Genomic DNA, 15,411 nt, shown 5'->3' on the forward strand with positions numbered 1-15,411 from the left:
GGGTATCCGGGTTATGGGCGTTACGTCGCAATATGGGGGTCTCAGGGCTATGGGCAAGGCGCTGGTGCTGGTTTTGCTGACAGCTGTGCCGCTCAGGGCGCAGGATTTGGCGATCCTCGCATTCGGAGACAGCCTGACCCACGGGTACGGCCTCATTGAACAGGAGGGTCTTGTGCCGCAAATGCGCCTATGGCTAGACGGGCAAGGGGTAGACCTGCGGTTGGTTAATGCCGGGGTGTCCGGTGACACAACCGCCGGAGGCGCCGCCCGGATCGACTGGTCCTTAACCGAGGACATCGACGGCATGATCCTGGCATTGGGGGCCAATGATATGCTGCGCGGCATTGATCCCGCTTCGTCCCGAGAAAACCTCTCCAAGATCCTCGCGGCGGCCCAATCCCGCAACCTGCCCGTTTTATTGATCGGCTTTCAGGCCAGCGGCAATTTTGGCCCAGACTACAAGGCCGCCTTTGATGACATGTATCCAGAGCTTGCCGCCCAGTATGAGACCCTGTTTGTGCCTGACTTTTTTGGCCCCTTTGCTGACGTTCCCTTTGACCAGATCAGCACCGTCATGCAACCGGATGGCCTTCATCCGAATGCCGCGGGCGTGGCGATGATCGTCGAGGAGCTTGGCCCAAGCGTTCTGCAATTGGTCAAGGCAGCGACCTCCGAATAACCTTCGGGCCGGCTTTCTCTGATGGGCATTGCACGCTAAACTGGCCTCATGCCCGGTCGCCTTTTTCTCACAACACCGATGCCCGACATCGCCACCTTTGCTGGGTACGACGCCGATTGCGTCGCGGGTGAGCCACCCCGCCATAATATCCAACCCGGGCAAGAGATCGTCTGCCTCACATCAAAGGGGTTTGGCCGGATGCGGTGGGGGATTGTGCCTGTGGGACGCGTCAACGCCCGAGGTCGTCCCGTGATGGAGACCATTATCAACGCGCGGTCAGAAACGGTCTTTGACAAATCCGCTTTTGATGGCGTGGGTCGGGCTGTTGTGATTGTCGACGGGTGGTATGAATGGACCGGTGAGAAGCGCCGGAAAACCCCGTGGCGCATTTTTGGCCCCAAGCCCCTGATCTTTGCCGCCATCACCGACACATGGACCGCGCCGGGTGGTTTGAAAGTGCCGCAGGTTGCCACGATCACATGCGAACCCAACGCCGACATCAAACCGATCCACCATCGCATGGGGGTCTTACTGGCACCTGAGAACATCACGCTCTGGCTGAGCGGAGACGAAGACGCGATCACGCGCCTGATGACGCCCTGGCCCGATGGGCGCCTTACGGTAGAAGAGGCAAAGGGCGTGGATTGGAGCGCCCCATAGGCAAATAAAAAAGGGCACCCCGCGGCGCCCTTTCTGATCATCATGTATCGCGGGCCTTAGACCAGCGCGATATCCACGGCGCTTTCGCGGCCATCTCGGCCCGCTTGCAATTCGTAGGTCACTTTCTGGTTGTCAGCGAGACCGGTCAGGCCTGAGCGCTCAACAGCCGAGATGTGAACAAACACGTCATTGCCGCCATCTTCGGGTGCAATAAAGCCATAACCTTTGGTGGTGTTGAACCATTTGACGGTGCCAGTTGCCATCGTCGTTTCTCCTGTTTTTGCTGCCCGCGGAAGTGCGGCAGGTCGGCGTAGTCAGTGCAAGATCGAGAGACTGAGCCGAATGGAACAGGGGTCGATAGTGGTAACGTCGCGCGATTAATATTGGAGGCATCCCGTGAAAACTCAAGAAAAAATTCCTGCGGCGGCGAGAATCCACACAGCAGACACACCCGATCATTTTCGGGGGATATGGACAGTTTTCATTCTGCCTAAATTTTACCAGTTGATAAAAAAATGAAGATATGAGAGCCTGAACTCAATAGCCAAACGATGATATGGGGAGAGAGATGACCAATTCACCGTTAAGCCAAGGCGTAGTGTCCGGGCGATTGTCTTCAGCTGAACTGGCTGAGAATTTCGCGGACCTGCATGCGCCTCTGGATGACCACGAGGCACTGGTGGCAGCGGATCGCTGCTACTTCTGCCATGACGCGCCTTGCATGGAGGCCTGTCCAACCGACATCGATATTCCACTGTTCATTCGCCAAATCTCCACTGGCACGCCCGAGGCCGCGGCGAGGACCATTCTGAGTCAGAACATTCTGGGGGGCATGTGTGCCCGCGTCTGCCCGACCGAAACACTCTGTGAAGAGGTTTGTGTGCGCGAGGTGGCCGAAGGTAAGCCGGTCAAGATTGGCGAGCTTCAGCGCTATGCCACTGACACTTTGATGGCGGAAGACACGCATCCGTTCGAACGTGACGCGTCAACCGGCAAGAAGATTGCCGTTGTTGGGGCCGGACCTGCTGGACTTTCGGCTGCACACCGTCTGGCGATGTATGGCCATGACGTCACCGTCTTTGATGGTCGTGCCAAGCCGGGCGGCCTTAATGAGTTTGGCATCGCCTCGTATAAATCTGTCGATAACTTTGCCGCGCGCGAGGTGGAATGGCTCTTGCAAATCGGCGGGATCACGGTTGAGACCGGAAAACGTCTGGGCGAGAGACTGTCTCTTGAAACACTCAAGGCAGACTATGATGCGGTGTTCCTTGGTATAGGTCTGGGTGGCGTCAATGCGCTGGGCCTTGAGGGCGAAGATAAGGGCGGCGTGCTTGATGCGGTCGACTTTATTTCCAACCTGCGACAGGCCTCGGATCTTACCAACGTGGCAATTGGTCGGGACGTGGTGGTGATCGGCGGTGGGATGACCGCGGTGGATGCTGCAGTTCAAGCTAAACTGTTGGGCGCGCTGAATGTCAGCCTCGTCTATCGCCGTGGTCGTGATCGCATGGCGGCCAGCGTCTTTGAACAGGACCTCGCGGCATCCAAGGGGGTGCACATTATCTCCAATGCCTCGCCCAAAGCGGTGATCGGCAATGGTGCCGTTCGCGAGATTGAGTTCGAATATACCGACAACGACCTCAAGGCGACCGGTCAGACCGTGCGCCTACCTGCGGATCAGGTGTTCAAGGCTATTGGCCAAACCCTGTCCGGGGATGGGTTGCCCGACCTCGACGGCAGCAAGATCGCTGTTGATGGCACGGGCCGCACCAGCGTTGACTGGATCTGGGCCGGTGGCGATTGCGCCAGCGGCGGGGATGACCTCACGGTTACCGCCGTGGCCGAAGGCCGCGACGCTGCTGAAGACATCCACGCGTCGCTGTCGTGAAGTCCGCGCTCGCCATAGCATTGGCCACATGCCTGCCAACCGCCTTGCCCGCAGGGCAGGTGTTTGGCCTGTGGTGCAATGAGCATGGCGATCAGATGCAAATCGATGCCATAGGTATGCGCGGTGGAGAGCACCTCACATGCGACTGGCGAAGCCCGGTTGCAGATGGTGCAGAGATCCGCGCAGACCTTCACTGCAAAACCCTCAAACTTCTGGGCGGCCAATGGGTGCCGATCCACGAAGAAACCTATGATTTCATCGCCGAGCTGGCCGATGCGGACCACCTGCGGGTGGCTTACACCGATGGCCGCTTCAACCACACGCTCACGCGCTGTGAAGTGAATTAAAAAAGGAGAACGCACTATGGCCGATCTCACAAGTGACTTCATCGGGATCAAATCCCCCAACCCCTTCTGGCTGGCCTCCGCGCCGCCCACCGACAAAGAATACAACGTCCGCCGCGCCTTTGAGGCCGGCTGGGGCGGTGTGGTCTGGAAAACCTTGGGCGAAGAAGGCCCCCCCGTCGTCAACGTCAACGGCCCGCGCTATGGCGCGATCCACGGCGCTGACCGTCGTCTTCTGGGCCTCAACAACATTGAGCTCATTACCGACCGCCCGCTCGAAGTGAACCTCGAAGAGATGACCCGCGTAAAAAAGGACTATCCCGACCACGCGCTGATTGCCTCGGTTATGGTGCCTTGCGAAGAAGACGCCTGGAAGAAGATCCTCCCCCAGATCGCCGAAACCGGCTGTGACGGGTTCGAGCTGAACTTTGGCTGCCCGCACGGTATGGCCGAGCGCGGCATGGGATCTGCTGTGGGGCAGGTGCCAGACTATATCGAAATGGTCTCCCGCTGGGCCAAAGAAGCAACCGGCCTGCCGGTGATCGTCAAACTGACGCCCAACATCACCAACATTCTCTACCCGGCCGAGGCCGCCCTCAAAGGCGGCGCTGACGCGGTGAGCCTGATCAACACCATCAACTCGATCACGGGCGTGAACCTCGACGTTATGTCGCCGGAACCCATGATCGACGGCAAAGGCACACACGGCGGCTATTGCGGCCCGGCGGTGAAGCCCATCGCCATGAACATGGTGGCCGAGATCGCCCGCAACCCCGCCACCGCCAACCTGCCGATTTCTGGCATCGGTGGCATCACCACTTGGCGCGATGCGGCAGAGTTCATGGCGCTGGGCGCGGGCAACGTGCAGGTCTGCACAGCTGCCATGACCTATGGCTTCAAGATTGTGCAGGAAATGATTTCCGGCCTCAGCCAGTGGATGGATGAAAAAGGCTACACCAGCACCTCGGATTTTGTCGGCATGGCCACGCCCAACGTCACCGACTGGCAGTACCTGAACCTCAACCACATCACCAAGGCCGAGATCAATCAGGACGACTGCATCAAATGCGGCCGCTGCTACGCCGCTTGCGAGGACACCTCGCATCAGGCCATCGAGATGTCCGACGACCGCGTGTTCACTGTCAAGGACGACGAATGCGTCGCCTGCAACCTCTGCGTCAACGTCTGCCCAGTCGAAGGCTGCATCACAATGCGCACACTGGACGCGGGCGAGATGGATGAACGGACCGGCCAACCCGTGGCCGCTGGGTACGGTAACTGGACAGCGCACCCCAACAACCCATCGGTACAAGCTGCCGAATAAGGGCAACATCACGCGGAGGGGGTTTCTCTGTTGACCTTCCGCGAAAACGGGCCGATCGCCCCGCCCACCAAACCCCGTCGCGACGTCTTCCACGCGGCGGGGTTTTCTGTGCCATAAGAGCGGTTCCCCGTGTGGAGGTGATTTTGGCCAATGGCGGCAATGCGCCCAGAGTGAAAAATGCTGAGTTGCGGCCAAAGTCAGTTTTGAAGCGGCAGTATTAACCGAAGCCCCTCGGCGCAAGGCATTTCAGCCAGTCACCTCAGCACCGAGCCGTACCACCTCGGAGATCAGAAGGTCTAAATCTTCAGTCCGAGTACGGTGATTGTTTATTGCGACGCGCAAGCAATGTTGGCCGTGCACAGTGGTATCGGATAAGACAGCCGTTCCATCTTCTTGAAGACGCAGCATGATTTCCGTGTTGATCGATTTCAATCTGCCTTCGTCACAGCCACCCGGATCATATCGAAAACAAACAATGTTGATATTTGTGGGGAACAACAGTTCGACTTCGCTCGCTTGGTCTATCAGGTCTGTGAGATACGCTGCTTTTGCAATGTCCTGATCGATCAGCCTGCCAAACTTCTTGACGCCGTGTTCTCGCAACGACATCCAAACTTTGAGAGCACGAAAACCGCGTGATGTTTGAATGCCATAATCATGCAAAAATTCGGCGGCCGCCAATCCGCGTTGGGCTGGCTCCAAATACTCAGGGGTCAGCGAGAATGTCTTTAGATGCGCCGACTTGTCTCGAACTAACGCACATCCTACCTCAAAGGGCGCATGCAGCCATTTGTGCGGATCAAGTGCCACGGAATCCGCAAATTCGATCCCGGTAACACGCCATTTGTTTTCCGGAGCGATCGCAAGCAGTGCCCCTATGCATCCGTCGACATGAAACCAAAGGCCTTCGGTTTTGCAAAACTCTGAAATCGCCATGAGGTCATCAATTGCACCTGTATTTACAGTGCCTGCCGTCGCGATAACACAAGCAGGATTTAGCCCGGATTTCCGATCAGACTCCACTGCCGCACGTAACGCATCCACATCCATGCTCAAATCTGATTTCGAGGGAATGCGAACCAGCGCCCGGTTGCCCAAGCCCAGTGTTTCCATCGCTTGCTGGTGGCAGCTGTGTATCTGGTCAGAGCCGTAAAACCGCATCGGCTTGTCCATTGCGGCAACGCCTTCCTGGCGGATATCGATACCGGATTTGGTGTTTCGCGCAACGGTTAGCCCGATAAGATTGGCAACGGAGCCTCCAGATACCAATGTCCCGCTCGCGTAGTCAGGAAACCCAACCATTTCGCGGAGCCAACTTACAACTTGGTTATCTATCAGGGAAGCTGCGTGATTCCCGGCTCCGAGATTAGAGCCTTGGATCGCGGCTATGAAATCGGCCATAGCGCCAGTGAAATTACTGGTTCCCATGTACCATGCCCAAAACCTGGGATGGATGTTGCCCATCGGGTAACCAAGAACAGCTTCATTCACGTCGATCATGACGTTTTCCAGAACAGTAGGATCCTGAGGAAGCGGAGCCTCAAATCGTTCGCGAATATCTGAAGGCATGTCTCGCCAAACGGCGCGGTTCCTAACATCTCGCGTATGATCCACAGCCACATCAACCAACTTGTGGGCAAGCTTTCGTGTGTCGTCCCAGTCAGCCGGGTCCAGGCTTTCAAACTGCGGTTTTTGCTCATCCATCGGATTGCGCTCCCTGCATTGGTTTGAGTGTGGCACCAAAATTAACCTAACACAAACCTCGTCACCGAAAACCGAGGCACTGCATTTCACGGCCTTTTGTGAAAAGTGGCCGTTTGGCGGGGAGATGCCAACTACCGCTTCGTCCCGCTTAACTCCACTTGGACCTTGGCGAGCCAACTGTTTTCTGACGACCCGACACTAAGCGACCCAGCACACCCTCCCTGCCTAAACCCTCCCCCACTGTCGCTCTCCAACCCCCTTGTCGTTTTCAGAACAGACCGCCCCGCCACACCCCCGCATCCTCGCGCTCATGACTGACGTGCCTCTGTATATCGACAGCTTTGATGCAACCCGCCGCCGGGGCATGGCGCTGGTTTTTCTGGCGGGCGTGCTCTGGTCGACCATGGGTCTCGGCATCCGACTGATAGACGAGGCCGGTGTCTGGCAGATCATGTTTTATCGCTCAATCAGCCTGTCGCTGTTCCTTGGCACGGTGATTGTCCTGCGTACCGGACGCAACCCTTTTGCCATGGCGCGGGCCACCGGACTGCCGGGAGTGGTTGGCGCGCTTGGCCTGATCGCAGCCTACACCGGGGCGATCTACGCGATCCAGACCACTTCGGTTGCCAATGCCATGTTGCTATTTGCAGTGTCGCCATTTCTTGCGGCCGTGCTGGGGCGGATTGTTTTGGGCGAACGGGTGCGTGCCGCCACCTGGATATCAATTGCCGTGGCTTTGATCGGCGTCGGTGTCATGGTCTCGGACACGGGCGGGCAGGGCACGGTCTCGGGCAATCTGGCAGCCCTTGGCTCGGCCTTGGGGTTTGCGGTTTTCACTGTCGCTCTCAGACGTGGCAGATCAACCGAGATGCTGCCCGCGGTGTTTCTTTCGGGGCTTTTGGCGATCCTGTTAACCGGGGTGGTGTGTCTGTTGACTGGCGCGTCACTTGTTCTGACCGCTTGGGATGGGGGCATCGCCGTAACGATGGGCGTCTTCCAGGTCGGTCTGGGGCTGATGTGCTACACGATCGGTTCAAAAACTGTTCCCGCTGTGGAACTCACCCTCTTGTCACTAGCCGAGGTCGTGCTGGGGCCGGTATGGGTTTGGCTGGTGCTGGGTGAGACCGTCGGAACAACGACCCTCACCGGAGGTGCAATCCTTCTTGGCGCGATCATCGGTAACGCCATATCCGGCACCCGCCGCCGTACCCCGGTGCACATGCCTTAGGTGGAGGCCGACGCCGCATTCCTGACCTGAGCGTAAACAAATACACCTTTTCCACTTTGTACAAAACGCAACAACCCAGTCTCAGAGTTTGTACAATACGATCAATTTCCGCATTTCGCGATATCTTAAGGGGTCAGCAACTTTCTGAACATTGTCTCCAGATGGGTTCCAGCCCCATCCAGAACGCCCTTTTCCCCGGCCATCAGAACCCGCACCTGTGCGTCGAAATCTGCATAGTGCTGCGTGGTCGCCCAGATCGAAAAGATCAAATGACGCGGATCGGTGGCGGCTAGTGCGCCAGCTTGCACCCAGCGTTCGATCAGGGCGCATTTCTCGTCAAAAAGGGGCTTCAATCCGGCTTGCAAATGGGGCCCCATTCGGGGCGCACCTTGCAAGATTTCATTGGCAAACAGTCGGCTCTCACGCGGAAATTCCCGTGTCATTTCAAGTTTGCGTTGCACGTATTCGAGGATTTCCTGCAGGGGGTCTCCGGCGGGATCGAGCTGCTCTAACGGCTCAAGCCAGCTTTCCATTAACTGGTTCAGAAGATGGACGTGGATATCTTCCTTACCTTCAAAATAGTAAAGGATGTTGGGTTTCGACAGCCCGGATTCATCGGCAATCTGATCCAGCGTTGCGCCTCGATAGCCATGGCTGGAAAAAACCTCGAGCGCGGCTTCAAGAATGCGCTTTCGATTTCTCAACTGTATGCGACTGGGCTTACGCGCGCTTTGAGGTGAACTTGCCATTCGGACCGCCGGTTACTGAAGCTTGAGCTTAGGCGTTGTCGGCCATGTCGTCCAGCCCACTACATCGCGCCGATGCCACGTAGAATGATCTGTTTGACGCTGGACTTGGCGTCTTCCCATTGGGCGTCACTGAGGGGTTGGCCGGCGTTCAGAGTGTCAATCTGATGACCAAAATCCGCATAGTGCTGCGTCGTGGCCCACAGCATGTACAGCAGATGTCGCGGATCAATGGCATCCATGCGACCCTCTTCGATCCAGCGTTCGATCACCGCAATACGCCCTTCTGTCCACTCGGCCAAAGTGGTCTCGAGATAGTCCTGAATAACTGGCGCGCGGTGCATCACTTCGCTCGCCCAAACCTTGGAACCCGCCGGGTGACGGCGTGAGATTTCCATCTTGGCATCGATGTAAGCACCGATTCCCTCCTGTGGGCCGTCAGCGGCATCGAACACGTCTGCCGCCTGCAACCATATCTGAAAGATGTTTTGAACAACCTGCCGGTACAGCGATTCCTTGGTTGGAAAGTAATAGTGCAGGTTGGCCTTTGGCAGTCCCGCCACATCCGCAATCAGCTGCATTGTGGCGCCGCCAAACCCTGCTTCTGCAAAGACTTTTTCCGCTGCCGCCAAAATAAGCTTTTCGTTCTCTTGGCGACGTTCTTTCTTGCTATTCGGTTTTGACGCCTGCGACATGGCCGGATTGATCCCAGAATTTTCTTGACCAGATGGTCAGACTGTGGTGCGCTGACCTTGACCATACGGTCAGGATGCGCGCGAAAGCAAGAGGCCAAAGAAGGTCCGCACTGCGACGAACAAGGGAGAAGACGATGCCGGCACCCGGAGAAAACCTCAAGATCAACAGTGATCGTCTATGGGATAGCCTCATGGAAATGGCAAAGATCGGCCCCGGCGTTGCGGGCGGCAACAACCGTCAAACAGTGACAGATGAAGACGGCGAAGGCCGCGCGGTGTTCCAATCCTGGTGCGAGGCTGTTGGCTGCACTATGGGCCTCGACACGATGGGCAACATGTTCGCCGAGTACCCCGGTGCTGACCCGAACGCCTTGCCAGTCTATGTCGGTTCGCATCTGGATACACAGCCTACGGGCGGCAAGTATGACGGAGTTCTTGGTGTTCTGGGCGGGCTGGAAATCCTGCGAACAATGAAAGATCTTGGCATCAAAACCAAACACCCGATTGTGGTGACCAACTGGACCAACGAAGAGGGCACGCGTTATGCGCCAGCCATGCTGTCGTCGGGCGTATTTGCAGGCATTCACACCGAGGAGTGGGCCTATGATCGTGAAGATGCCGAGGGCAAAAAATTTGGCGATGAGCTGAAACGGATTGGCTGGCGCGGCGACGAGCCGGTCGGTGCGCGCAAGATGCATGCCATGTTTGAGTTGCATATTGAGCAAGGGCCCATTCTCGAAGCCGAAGGCAAGGACATCGGCGTTGTAACGCACGGGCAGGGCCTGTCGTGGACACAAGTCACCATTGAGGGCAAAGACTCGCACACTGGATCAACCCCAATGCCGATGCGCAAAAACGCCGGGTTGGGCATGGCGCGGGTGCTTGAGAAAGTTGACGAGATTGCCTGGAGCCATGCGCCCCACGCGGTGGGCGCGGCTGGGCATATTGATGTCTATCCCAACTCGCGCAACGTCATCCCGGGAAAAGTCGTTTTCACGGTGGATTTCCGCTCTCCTGAGCTGTCGGTGATCGAAGACATGGAGGCACGTCTGCGTACGGAGGGCCAAAAGATTGCGGATGACATGGGGTTGACCATTGCCTTTGAAAAGGTTGGTGGATTTGACCCGGTGAAGTTCGACGATGGCTGCGTCACGGCAGTACGTAACGCTGCCGAACGGTTGGGGTATTCGCATCGCGATCTGATCTCTGGAGCGGGCCATGATGCTTGTTGGATCAATCAGGTCGCACCAACCGCAATGGTGATGTGTCCTTGTGTCGATGGTCTGTCGCACAATGAAGCCGAGGAAATCTCGCGCGAATGGGCAGCTGCTGGCGCAGACGTGTTGATGCATGCGGTTCTGGAAACAGCAGAGATCGTGGAGTGATTGGGGGCCAGCCCCCAAACCCCCGAAGTATTTGAACCAAAATGAAGCAAGGGCATTCATCCTTGCACGCAGGGAGACAAGAGATGGGAAGCAAAGTGATCAAGGGCGGCACGGTTGTGACCGCAGACCTGACTTATGAAGCCGATGTGCTGGTCGAAGGCGGCGTCATCACCGAGATCGGCAAGGATTTGAAGGGGGATGAGGTGCTCGACGCCACTGGGTGTTACGTGATGCCAGGTGGGATCGACCCACATGTTCATCTCGAGATGCCGTTCATGGGCACCTATTCCACGGATGACTTTGAATCCGGTACGCGGGCGGGGCTCGCGGGTGGCACCACAATGGTGGTGGATTTCTGTCTGCCGAACCAGGGTGAGAGTCTGCTGGACGCGATCAAGCGCTGGGACAACAAATCGACACGCGCGAACTGTGACTATTCCTTCCACATGGCGGTGACCTGGTGGGGTGAGCAGATTTTCAACGACATGAAAACAGTTGTGGAAGAACGCGGCATCAACACGTTCAAACACTTCCTCGCCTATAAGGGCGCACTGATGGTGAATGACGATGAGCTGTTTGCCTCGTTCAACCGCTTGGCCGAGCTGGGTGGCATTGCCATGGTGCACGCGGAAAATGGCGACGTGGTGGCCGAGATGACCGCCAAATTGCTGGCCGAGGGCAATACCGGCCCCGAAGCGCATGCCTATTCGCGCCCTTCTCAGGTTGAGGGCGAGGCCACCAACCGTGCGATCATGATCGCTGACATGGCCGGTGTGCCGCTTTACGTGGTTCACACATCTTGCGAAGAGGCGCACGAAGCCATTCGTCGCGCCAAAATGCAGGGCAAACGTGTTTGGGGTGAGCCGTTGATCCAGCACCTAACGCTGGACGAAAGTGAGTACTTCAACAAGGATTGGGACCACGCCGCGCGCCGCGTGATGTCACCTCCGTTCCGCAACAAGCAGCATCAGGATTCACTCTGGGCTGGTTTGCAGTCGGGCTCGTTGAGTGTTGTGGCAACTGACCACTGTGCCTTTACGACCGATCAGAAACGCTATGGGGTTGGTGATTTCTCCAAAATTCCAAATGGAACCGGCGGTCTGGAAGATCGCATGCCAATGCTGTGGACCCAAGGGGTGGCGACGGGCCGGCTGACACCAAACGAGTTTGTCGCCGTCACCTCGACCAACATCGCCAAGATCCTAAACTGCTATCCCAAAAAGGGCGCAGTTCTTGTGGGCGCGGATGCGGACCTCGTGGTGTGGGATCCGGAAAAGGAAAAGACCATCTCGGCGAAGAGCCAACAATCGGCGATCGATTACAATGTCTTTGAAGGACACCACGTCAAAGGTTTGCCGCGTTACACGCTGACCCGCGGTCAGGTCGCCGTGAACGACGGGGCCATTCAGACACAAGAGGGCCACGGCAAGTTCGTGGCGCGCGAGGCCAACACTACGGTCAACAAAGCGCTCAGTACTTGGAAAGACCTGACTGCGCCAACACCTGTTGCGCGAACCGGTATTCCGGCAACGGGGGTATAATGTGACCAAGGTCGCACTCATCACCGCCGGGGGCAGTGGCATGGGGGCAGATGCCGCCCGCCGTCTGGCTTCGGATGGGTTCGAAGTGGGGGTGACGTCCCACTCGGGCAAGGGTGAGGCCTTGGGTCAGGAACTCGGCGGATTGGGGTTCACAGGTTCTAACCTTGAGCCAGATGATTTGTCGGCCTTTGTGGATGCGGCCATGCAGAAATGGGGCCGGATCGACGTTTTAGTCAATTCCTTTGGTCATGGGCCCAAGGGGGAATTGCAGGAAAAGACGGATGAGGAATGGCATCTGGGGCTGGATGTCTTCCTGATGCCGACCATTCGGATGGCGAGACTGGTGCAGCCAATCATGTCGGCGCAAGGGGGCGGGACGATCATCAACATCTCAACCTTTGCCGCCTTTGAACCGCGCCTTGCCTTTCCGGTGTCCAACGTGTTTCGGGCAGGTCTTGCCGCCTATACCAAACTGTTTTCGGATCGTTATGGTGGCGACAATGTGCGTATGAACAATGTGTTACCGGGGTTTATCGAGACCCTGCCACAACCCGAAGAACGGACGAAAAACGTGCCACTTGGGCGCATGGGAACAGCTGCCGAAGTGTCGGCGACTATCAGTTTTCTGGCGTCTGAGGGCGCCGCATATATCACGGGACAAAACATCCGCGTGGACGGGGGAGAGACGAGATCGGTATGACCGACCAGACAGTAATATCAGCCAAGGACCTGAGCCTGACGTTTGAAACAAACGACGGTCCGGTGCACGCGCTGCAGGACGTAACGCTTGATATCAACAAGGGCGATTTCGTCAGCTTCATTGGCCCCTCGGGCTGTGGCAAGACCACGTTCCTGCGTGTAATGGCGGACTTGGAAAAACCCACGGCCGGTGAGATCACCGTAAACGGCGTCAGCGCTGAAGAGGCGCGCAAGGCGCGGGCCTATGGCTATGTTTTTCAACATGCTGGGCTTTATCCATGGCGCACGATTGGTGGAAACATTCGCCTTCCACTTGAGATTATGGGTGTCAGCAAAGCAGAACAGGATGCTTCGGTCCAAGAAGTGCTTGAGTTGGTGCATCTGGATGGGTTTGAGAAAAAGTTTCCGTGGCAGCTCTCGGGTGGGATGCAACAGAGGGCGTCCATCGCACGTGCATTGGCGTTTCATGCCGACATCTTGTTGATGGACGAACCCTTTGGAGCGCTGGATGAGATTGTCCGCGATCACTTGAACGAACAGCTTCTGGAGCTTTGGGCGCGTACCAACAAGACAATTGGTTTCGTGACGCATTCGATCCCCGAGGCGGTGTATCTCTCGACCAAGATCGTGGTGATGTCTCCTCGTCCGGGGCGGATCACGGACGTGATTGAAAGCACGCTTCCCAAAGAGCGTCCGCTGGACATCCGCGACAGTGAAGAGTTCATCAAGATCGCGCACCGGGTGCGGGATGGGCTGCGTGCCGGCCATGAGGATGACGCGTAATGGGCGCCGTCTGGTATAGGATCGGCCCGATCATCACCGTGGTGATTGCCATATTCGTGCTCTGGTACGCGGGGGCCGTGGCGCTCAACACACCTTGGGCTTATGACAAGGCCAAACGCGCCGGCGTTGAGTTGACGACGTCTCAGTTGATCGCTGACACGATGAGCCAGAAAAAGCCAAAGTTGCCGCCGCCACATCAGGTGGGCGCAGAGATTTGGAAAACGACGGGCGCGATGGTTGTACGTGGCAAGGCATTCTCGAAGCGATCACTGATCTATCACAGCTGGATCACCTTGAGCTCTACGCTTCTTGGTTTTGTGCTGGGGACAGGGCTGGGCGTCGCCTTGGCCGTCGGAATTGTCTACAACCGCACGATGGATATGAGCATCATGCCTTGGGTGATTGCCAGCCAGACCATTCCGATCCTCGCCATCGCCCCGATGATTATTGTTGTGCTGAATGCCATCGGTATTTCGGGCCTTCTGCCTAAGGCGGTGATCTCGATGTATTTGTCGTTCTTCCCTGTGGTTGTTGGCATGGTCAAAGGGCTGCGCAGTCCGGATCACATGCAACTGGATCAGATGAAGACCTGGAGCGCGACGGGCAATCAAGAGTTCTGGAAGCTGCGGCTGCCATCGTCGATGCCTTACTTCTTTACTTCGCTGAAGATCGCCATGGCGGCGTCCCTTGTGGGGGCCATCGTGGGTGAGTTGCCCACTGGCGCCGTTGCTGGCCTTGGAGCACGCCTGCTGGGCGGGAGTTATTATGGTCAGACAATCCAGATCTGGAGCGCACTTTTGACCGCTGCGGCCCTTGCCGCGGCCCTGGTCGGGTTGATCGGGTTGATGCAAAACATCGTGCTGAAACGCATGGGGATGGTGCGATGATGTGGTTGCTTGCAGGAGTGATTTTTTGGCTGGCGGGGTGGGCCCTGAATGTATGGCTCGCCAAACAGCCCAAAACACGCTTCACACGGCTGGCCGTGCCGGTGATCTTTGGTGTCACGCTGATCGCGATCTGGGAATGCGTTGTGCAGGGGTTCAACATCAATGCGGTTCTCTTGCCGCCACCCTCGATGATTGCAGCGCGGTTTGCCACGTCAACGTCGATCCTGTGGGAAGACTTTGTTCAGACCGTAATCAAGGGCGCATTGTCAGGTTATGTCATCGGCTGCGGCGCCGCGTTCCTAACTGCAATCGTGATCGACCGGTTCCCGTTCTTACAGCGTGGCTTGCTGCCTGTGGGCAATTTCGTGGCCGCGCTGCCGATCATCGGCATGGCGCCGATCCTTGTCATGTGGTTCGGCTTCGACTGGCAATCCAAGGCCGCTGTCGTGGTGGTCATGGTCTTTTTTCCGATGCTCGTGAACACGGTGCAAGGCTTGCAGGCCACGGACCACATGCAGCGCGATCTGATGCGGACCTATGCCGCGAGCTATCCGCAGACATTGGTCAAACTGAGGTTGCCGGCCGCCATGCCGTTTATTTTTAACGGGCTTAAGATTTCAACAACGCTGGCGCTTATTGGTGCTATTGTGGCTGAATTCTTTGGATCGCCCATCAAGGGTATGGGCTTTCGCATTTCAACCGAGGTCGGACGGCTGGCTTTGGATATGGTTTGGGCCGAGATCGTGGTCGCTGCGATTGTGGGATCGGCGTTTTATGGCGGGGTTGCTTTGCTAGAAAAATCTTTGACGTTCTGGCACCCGTCACAACGAGGCTGAGTGTAATAAGTA

Annotated in this window: 16 protein-coding genes; 12 read left to right on the forward strand and 4 right to left on the reverse strand. The window is 57.1% G+C overall.

All coding sequences use genetic code 11. The annotated features are described in order from the left end of the window. Positions 1 to 13: 13 nt before the first annotated feature. Both Q0932_RS07190 and Q0932_RS07195 read left to right on the forward strand, forming a co-directional pair. Entirely contained in the window at positions 14 to 679 is a 666-nt protein-coding gene (locus Q0932_RS07190) for an arylesterase (RefSeq protein WP_299350901.1), read from the forward strand. Between the two features lie 48 nt (positions 680 to 727). Then, entirely contained in the window at positions 728 to 1,339 is a 612-nt protein-coding gene (locus Q0932_RS07195; protein ID WP_299350903.1) for an SOS response-associated peptidase, read from the forward strand. Positions 1,340 to 1,395: 56 nt separating this feature from the next. On the opposite strand, the gene Q0932_RS07200 is transcribed toward Q0932_RS07195, so the two are convergent. Next, positions 1,396 to 1,602, reverse strand: a complete 207-nt coding sequence (locus Q0932_RS07200) for a cold-shock protein (protein WP_299350905.1) — start codon at positions 1,600 to 1,602, stop codon at positions 1,396 to 1,398. Positions 1,603 to 1,907: 305 nt separating this feature from the next. Here Q0932_RS07200 and Q0932_RS07205 point away from each other — a divergent pair, with 305 nt between their 5' ends. From Q0932_RS07205 to preA, 3 genes are read left to right on the forward strand one after another with little or no spacing between them, the layout of a single operon-like run. After that, complete coding sequence (locus tag Q0932_RS07205; protein ID WP_299350907.1) at positions 1,908 to 3,227, forward strand: NAD(P)-dependent oxidoreductase; 1,320 nt, start codon at positions 1,908 to 1,910, stop codon at positions 3,225 to 3,227. Continuing rightward, positions 3,224 to 3,574, forward strand: a complete 351-nt coding sequence (locus Q0932_RS07210) for a hypothetical protein (RefSeq protein ID WP_299350908.1) — start codon at positions 3,224 to 3,226, stop codon at positions 3,572 to 3,574. Before Q0932_RS07205 ends, Q0932_RS07210 begins: the two co-directional genes overlap by 4 nt. A gap of 16 nt (positions 3,575 to 3,590) precedes the next feature. Beyond that, positions 3,591 to 4,895 (forward strand): NAD-dependent dihydropyrimidine dehydrogenase subunit PreA, encoded by a 1,305-nt coding sequence (gene preA, locus Q0932_RS07215; protein WP_299350910.1) that lies wholly within the window; start codon positions 3,591 to 3,593, stop codon positions 4,893 to 4,895. Between the two features lie 246 nt (positions 4,896 to 5,141). On the opposite strand, the gene Q0932_RS07220 is transcribed toward preA, so the two are convergent. Then, positions 5,142 to 6,599, reverse strand: a complete 1,458-nt coding sequence (locus Q0932_RS07220) for a pyridoxal-dependent decarboxylase (protein ID WP_299350911.1) — start codon at positions 6,597 to 6,599, stop codon at positions 5,142 to 5,144. A gap of 310 nt (positions 6,600 to 6,909) precedes the next feature. On the opposite strand from Q0932_RS07220, the gene Q0932_RS07225 reads away from it, so the two are divergent. Then, a complete protein-coding gene (locus Q0932_RS07225; RefSeq protein WP_299350912.1) occupies positions 6,910 to 7,827 on the forward strand; it encodes a DMT family transporter in 918 nt (305 codons plus the stop codon). A gap of 125 nt (positions 7,828 to 7,952) precedes the next feature. Here Q0932_RS07225 and Q0932_RS07230 read toward each other — a convergent pair whose 3' ends face one another. Further along, on the reverse strand, positions 7,953 to 8,576 hold the full coding sequence (locus Q0932_RS07230; protein ID WP_299350913.1) for a TetR family transcriptional regulator C-terminal domain-containing protein: 624 nt from the start codon (positions 8,574 to 8,576) through the stop codon (positions 7,953 to 7,955). A gap of 59 nt (positions 8,577 to 8,635) precedes the next feature. Continuing rightward, positions 8,636 to 9,268: a TetR/AcrR family transcriptional regulator gene (locus Q0932_RS07235; protein WP_299350915.1), complete on the reverse strand. Its 633-nt coding sequence runs from the start codon at positions 9,266 to 9,268 to the stop codon at positions 8,636 to 8,638. 134 nt (positions 9,269 to 9,402) lie between these two features. Here Q0932_RS07235 and Q0932_RS07240 point away from each other — a divergent pair, with 134 nt between their 5' ends. The 6 genes from Q0932_RS07240 to Q0932_RS07265 all read left to right on the forward strand — a co-directional run bounded on the left by Q0932_RS07240 (position 9,403) and on the right by Q0932_RS07265 (position 15,399). Then, a complete protein-coding gene (locus tag Q0932_RS07240) occupies positions 9,403 to 10,653 on the forward strand; it encodes a Zn-dependent hydrolase (protein ID WP_299350917.1) in 1,251 nt (416 codons plus the stop codon). Between the two features lie 83 nt (positions 10,654 to 10,736). Further along, positions 10,737 to 12,194 (forward strand): dihydropyrimidinase, encoded by a 1,458-nt coding sequence (gene hydA, locus Q0932_RS07245; protein WP_299350919.1) that lies wholly within the window; start codon positions 10,737 to 10,739, stop codon positions 12,192 to 12,194. Between the two features lies 1 nt (position 12,195). Continuing rightward, positions 12,196 to 12,894, forward strand: a complete 699-nt coding sequence (locus Q0932_RS07250; protein WP_299350921.1) for an SDR family oxidoreductase — start codon at positions 12,196 to 12,198, stop codon at positions 12,892 to 12,894. Next, the gene (locus Q0932_RS07255) at positions 12,891 to 13,676 is read left to right on the forward strand and encodes an ABC transporter ATP-binding protein (RefSeq protein WP_299350923.1); all 786 of its coding nucleotides are present in this window, start codon (positions 12,891 to 12,893) and stop codon (positions 13,674 to 13,676) included. The genes Q0932_RS07250 and Q0932_RS07255 overlap by 4 nt, the downstream gene beginning before the upstream one ends. Then, positions 13,676 to 14,563, forward strand: coding sequence for an ABC transporter permease (locus tag Q0932_RS07260; RefSeq protein WP_299350925.1), 888 nt, complete (start codon positions 13,676 to 13,678; stop codon positions 14,561 to 14,563). The genes Q0932_RS07255 and Q0932_RS07260 overlap by 1 nt, the downstream gene beginning before the upstream one ends. Continuing rightward, positions 14,560 to 15,399: an ABC transporter permease gene (locus Q0932_RS07265; RefSeq protein ID WP_299350926.1), complete on the forward strand. Its 840-nt coding sequence runs from the start codon at positions 14,560 to 14,562 to the stop codon at positions 15,397 to 15,399. Before Q0932_RS07260 ends, Q0932_RS07265 begins: the two co-directional genes overlap by 4 nt. The last annotated feature ends 12 nt before the right edge of the window (positions 15,400 to 15,411 follow it).

Source organism: uncultured Shimia sp. (assembly GCF_947498095.1).
Taxonomy (GTDB): domain Bacteria; phylum Pseudomonadota; class Alphaproteobacteria; order Rhodobacterales; family Rhodobacteraceae; genus Shimia.

Bases quoted from the DNA above. Each gene is read 5' to 3' on its own strand.
- Q0932_RS07190 (WP_299350901.1), top strand. From the start codon at position 14: ATGGGCGTTACGTCGCAATATGGGGGTCTCAGGGCTATGGGCAAGGCG.
- Q0932_RS07195 (WP_299350903.1), top strand. From the start codon at position 728: ATGCCCGGTCGCCTTTTTCTCACAACACCGATGCCCGACATCGCCACC.
- Q0932_RS07200 (WP_299350905.1), bottom strand. From the start codon at position 1,602: ATGGCAACTGGCACCGTCAAATGGTTCAACACCACCAAAGGTTATGGC.
- Q0932_RS07205 (WP_299350907.1), top strand. From the start codon at position 1,908: ATGACCAATTCACCGTTAAGCCAAGGCGTAGTGTCCGGGCGATTGTCT.
- preA (WP_299350910.1), top strand. From the start codon at position 3,591: ATGGCCGATCTCACAAGTGACTTCATCGGGATCAAATCCCCCAACCCC.
- Q0932_RS07220 (WP_299350911.1), bottom strand. From the start codon at position 6,599: ATGGATGAGCAAAAACCGCAGTTTGAAAGCCTGGACCCGGCTGACTGG.
- Q0932_RS07225 (WP_299350912.1), top strand. From the start codon at position 6,910: ATGACTGACGTGCCTCTGTATATCGACAGCTTTGATGCAACCCGCCGC.
- Q0932_RS07230 (WP_299350913.1), bottom strand. From the start codon at position 8,576: ATGGCAAGTTCACCTCAAAGCGCGCGTAAGCCCAGTCGCATACAGTTG.
- Q0932_RS07235 (WP_299350915.1), bottom strand. From the start codon at position 9,268: ATGTCGCAGGCGTCAAAACCGAATAGCAAGAAAGAACGTCGCCAAGAG.
- Q0932_RS07240 (WP_299350917.1), top strand. From the start codon at position 9,403: ATGCCGGCACCCGGAGAAAACCTCAAGATCAACAGTGATCGTCTATGG.
- hydA (WP_299350919.1), top strand. From the start codon at position 10,737: ATGGGAAGCAAAGTGATCAAGGGCGGCACGGTTGTGACCGCAGACCTG.
- Q0932_RS07255 (WP_299350923.1), top strand. From the start codon at position 12,891: ATGACCGACCAGACAGTAATATCAGCCAAGGACCTGAGCCTGACGTTT.
- Q0932_RS07260 (WP_299350925.1), top strand. From the start codon at position 13,676: ATGGGCGCCGTCTGGTATAGGATCGGCCCGATCATCACCGTGGTGATT.
- Q0932_RS07265 (WP_299350926.1), top strand. From the start codon at position 14,560: ATGATGTGGTTGCTTGCAGGAGTGATTTTTTGGCTGGCGGGGTGGGCC.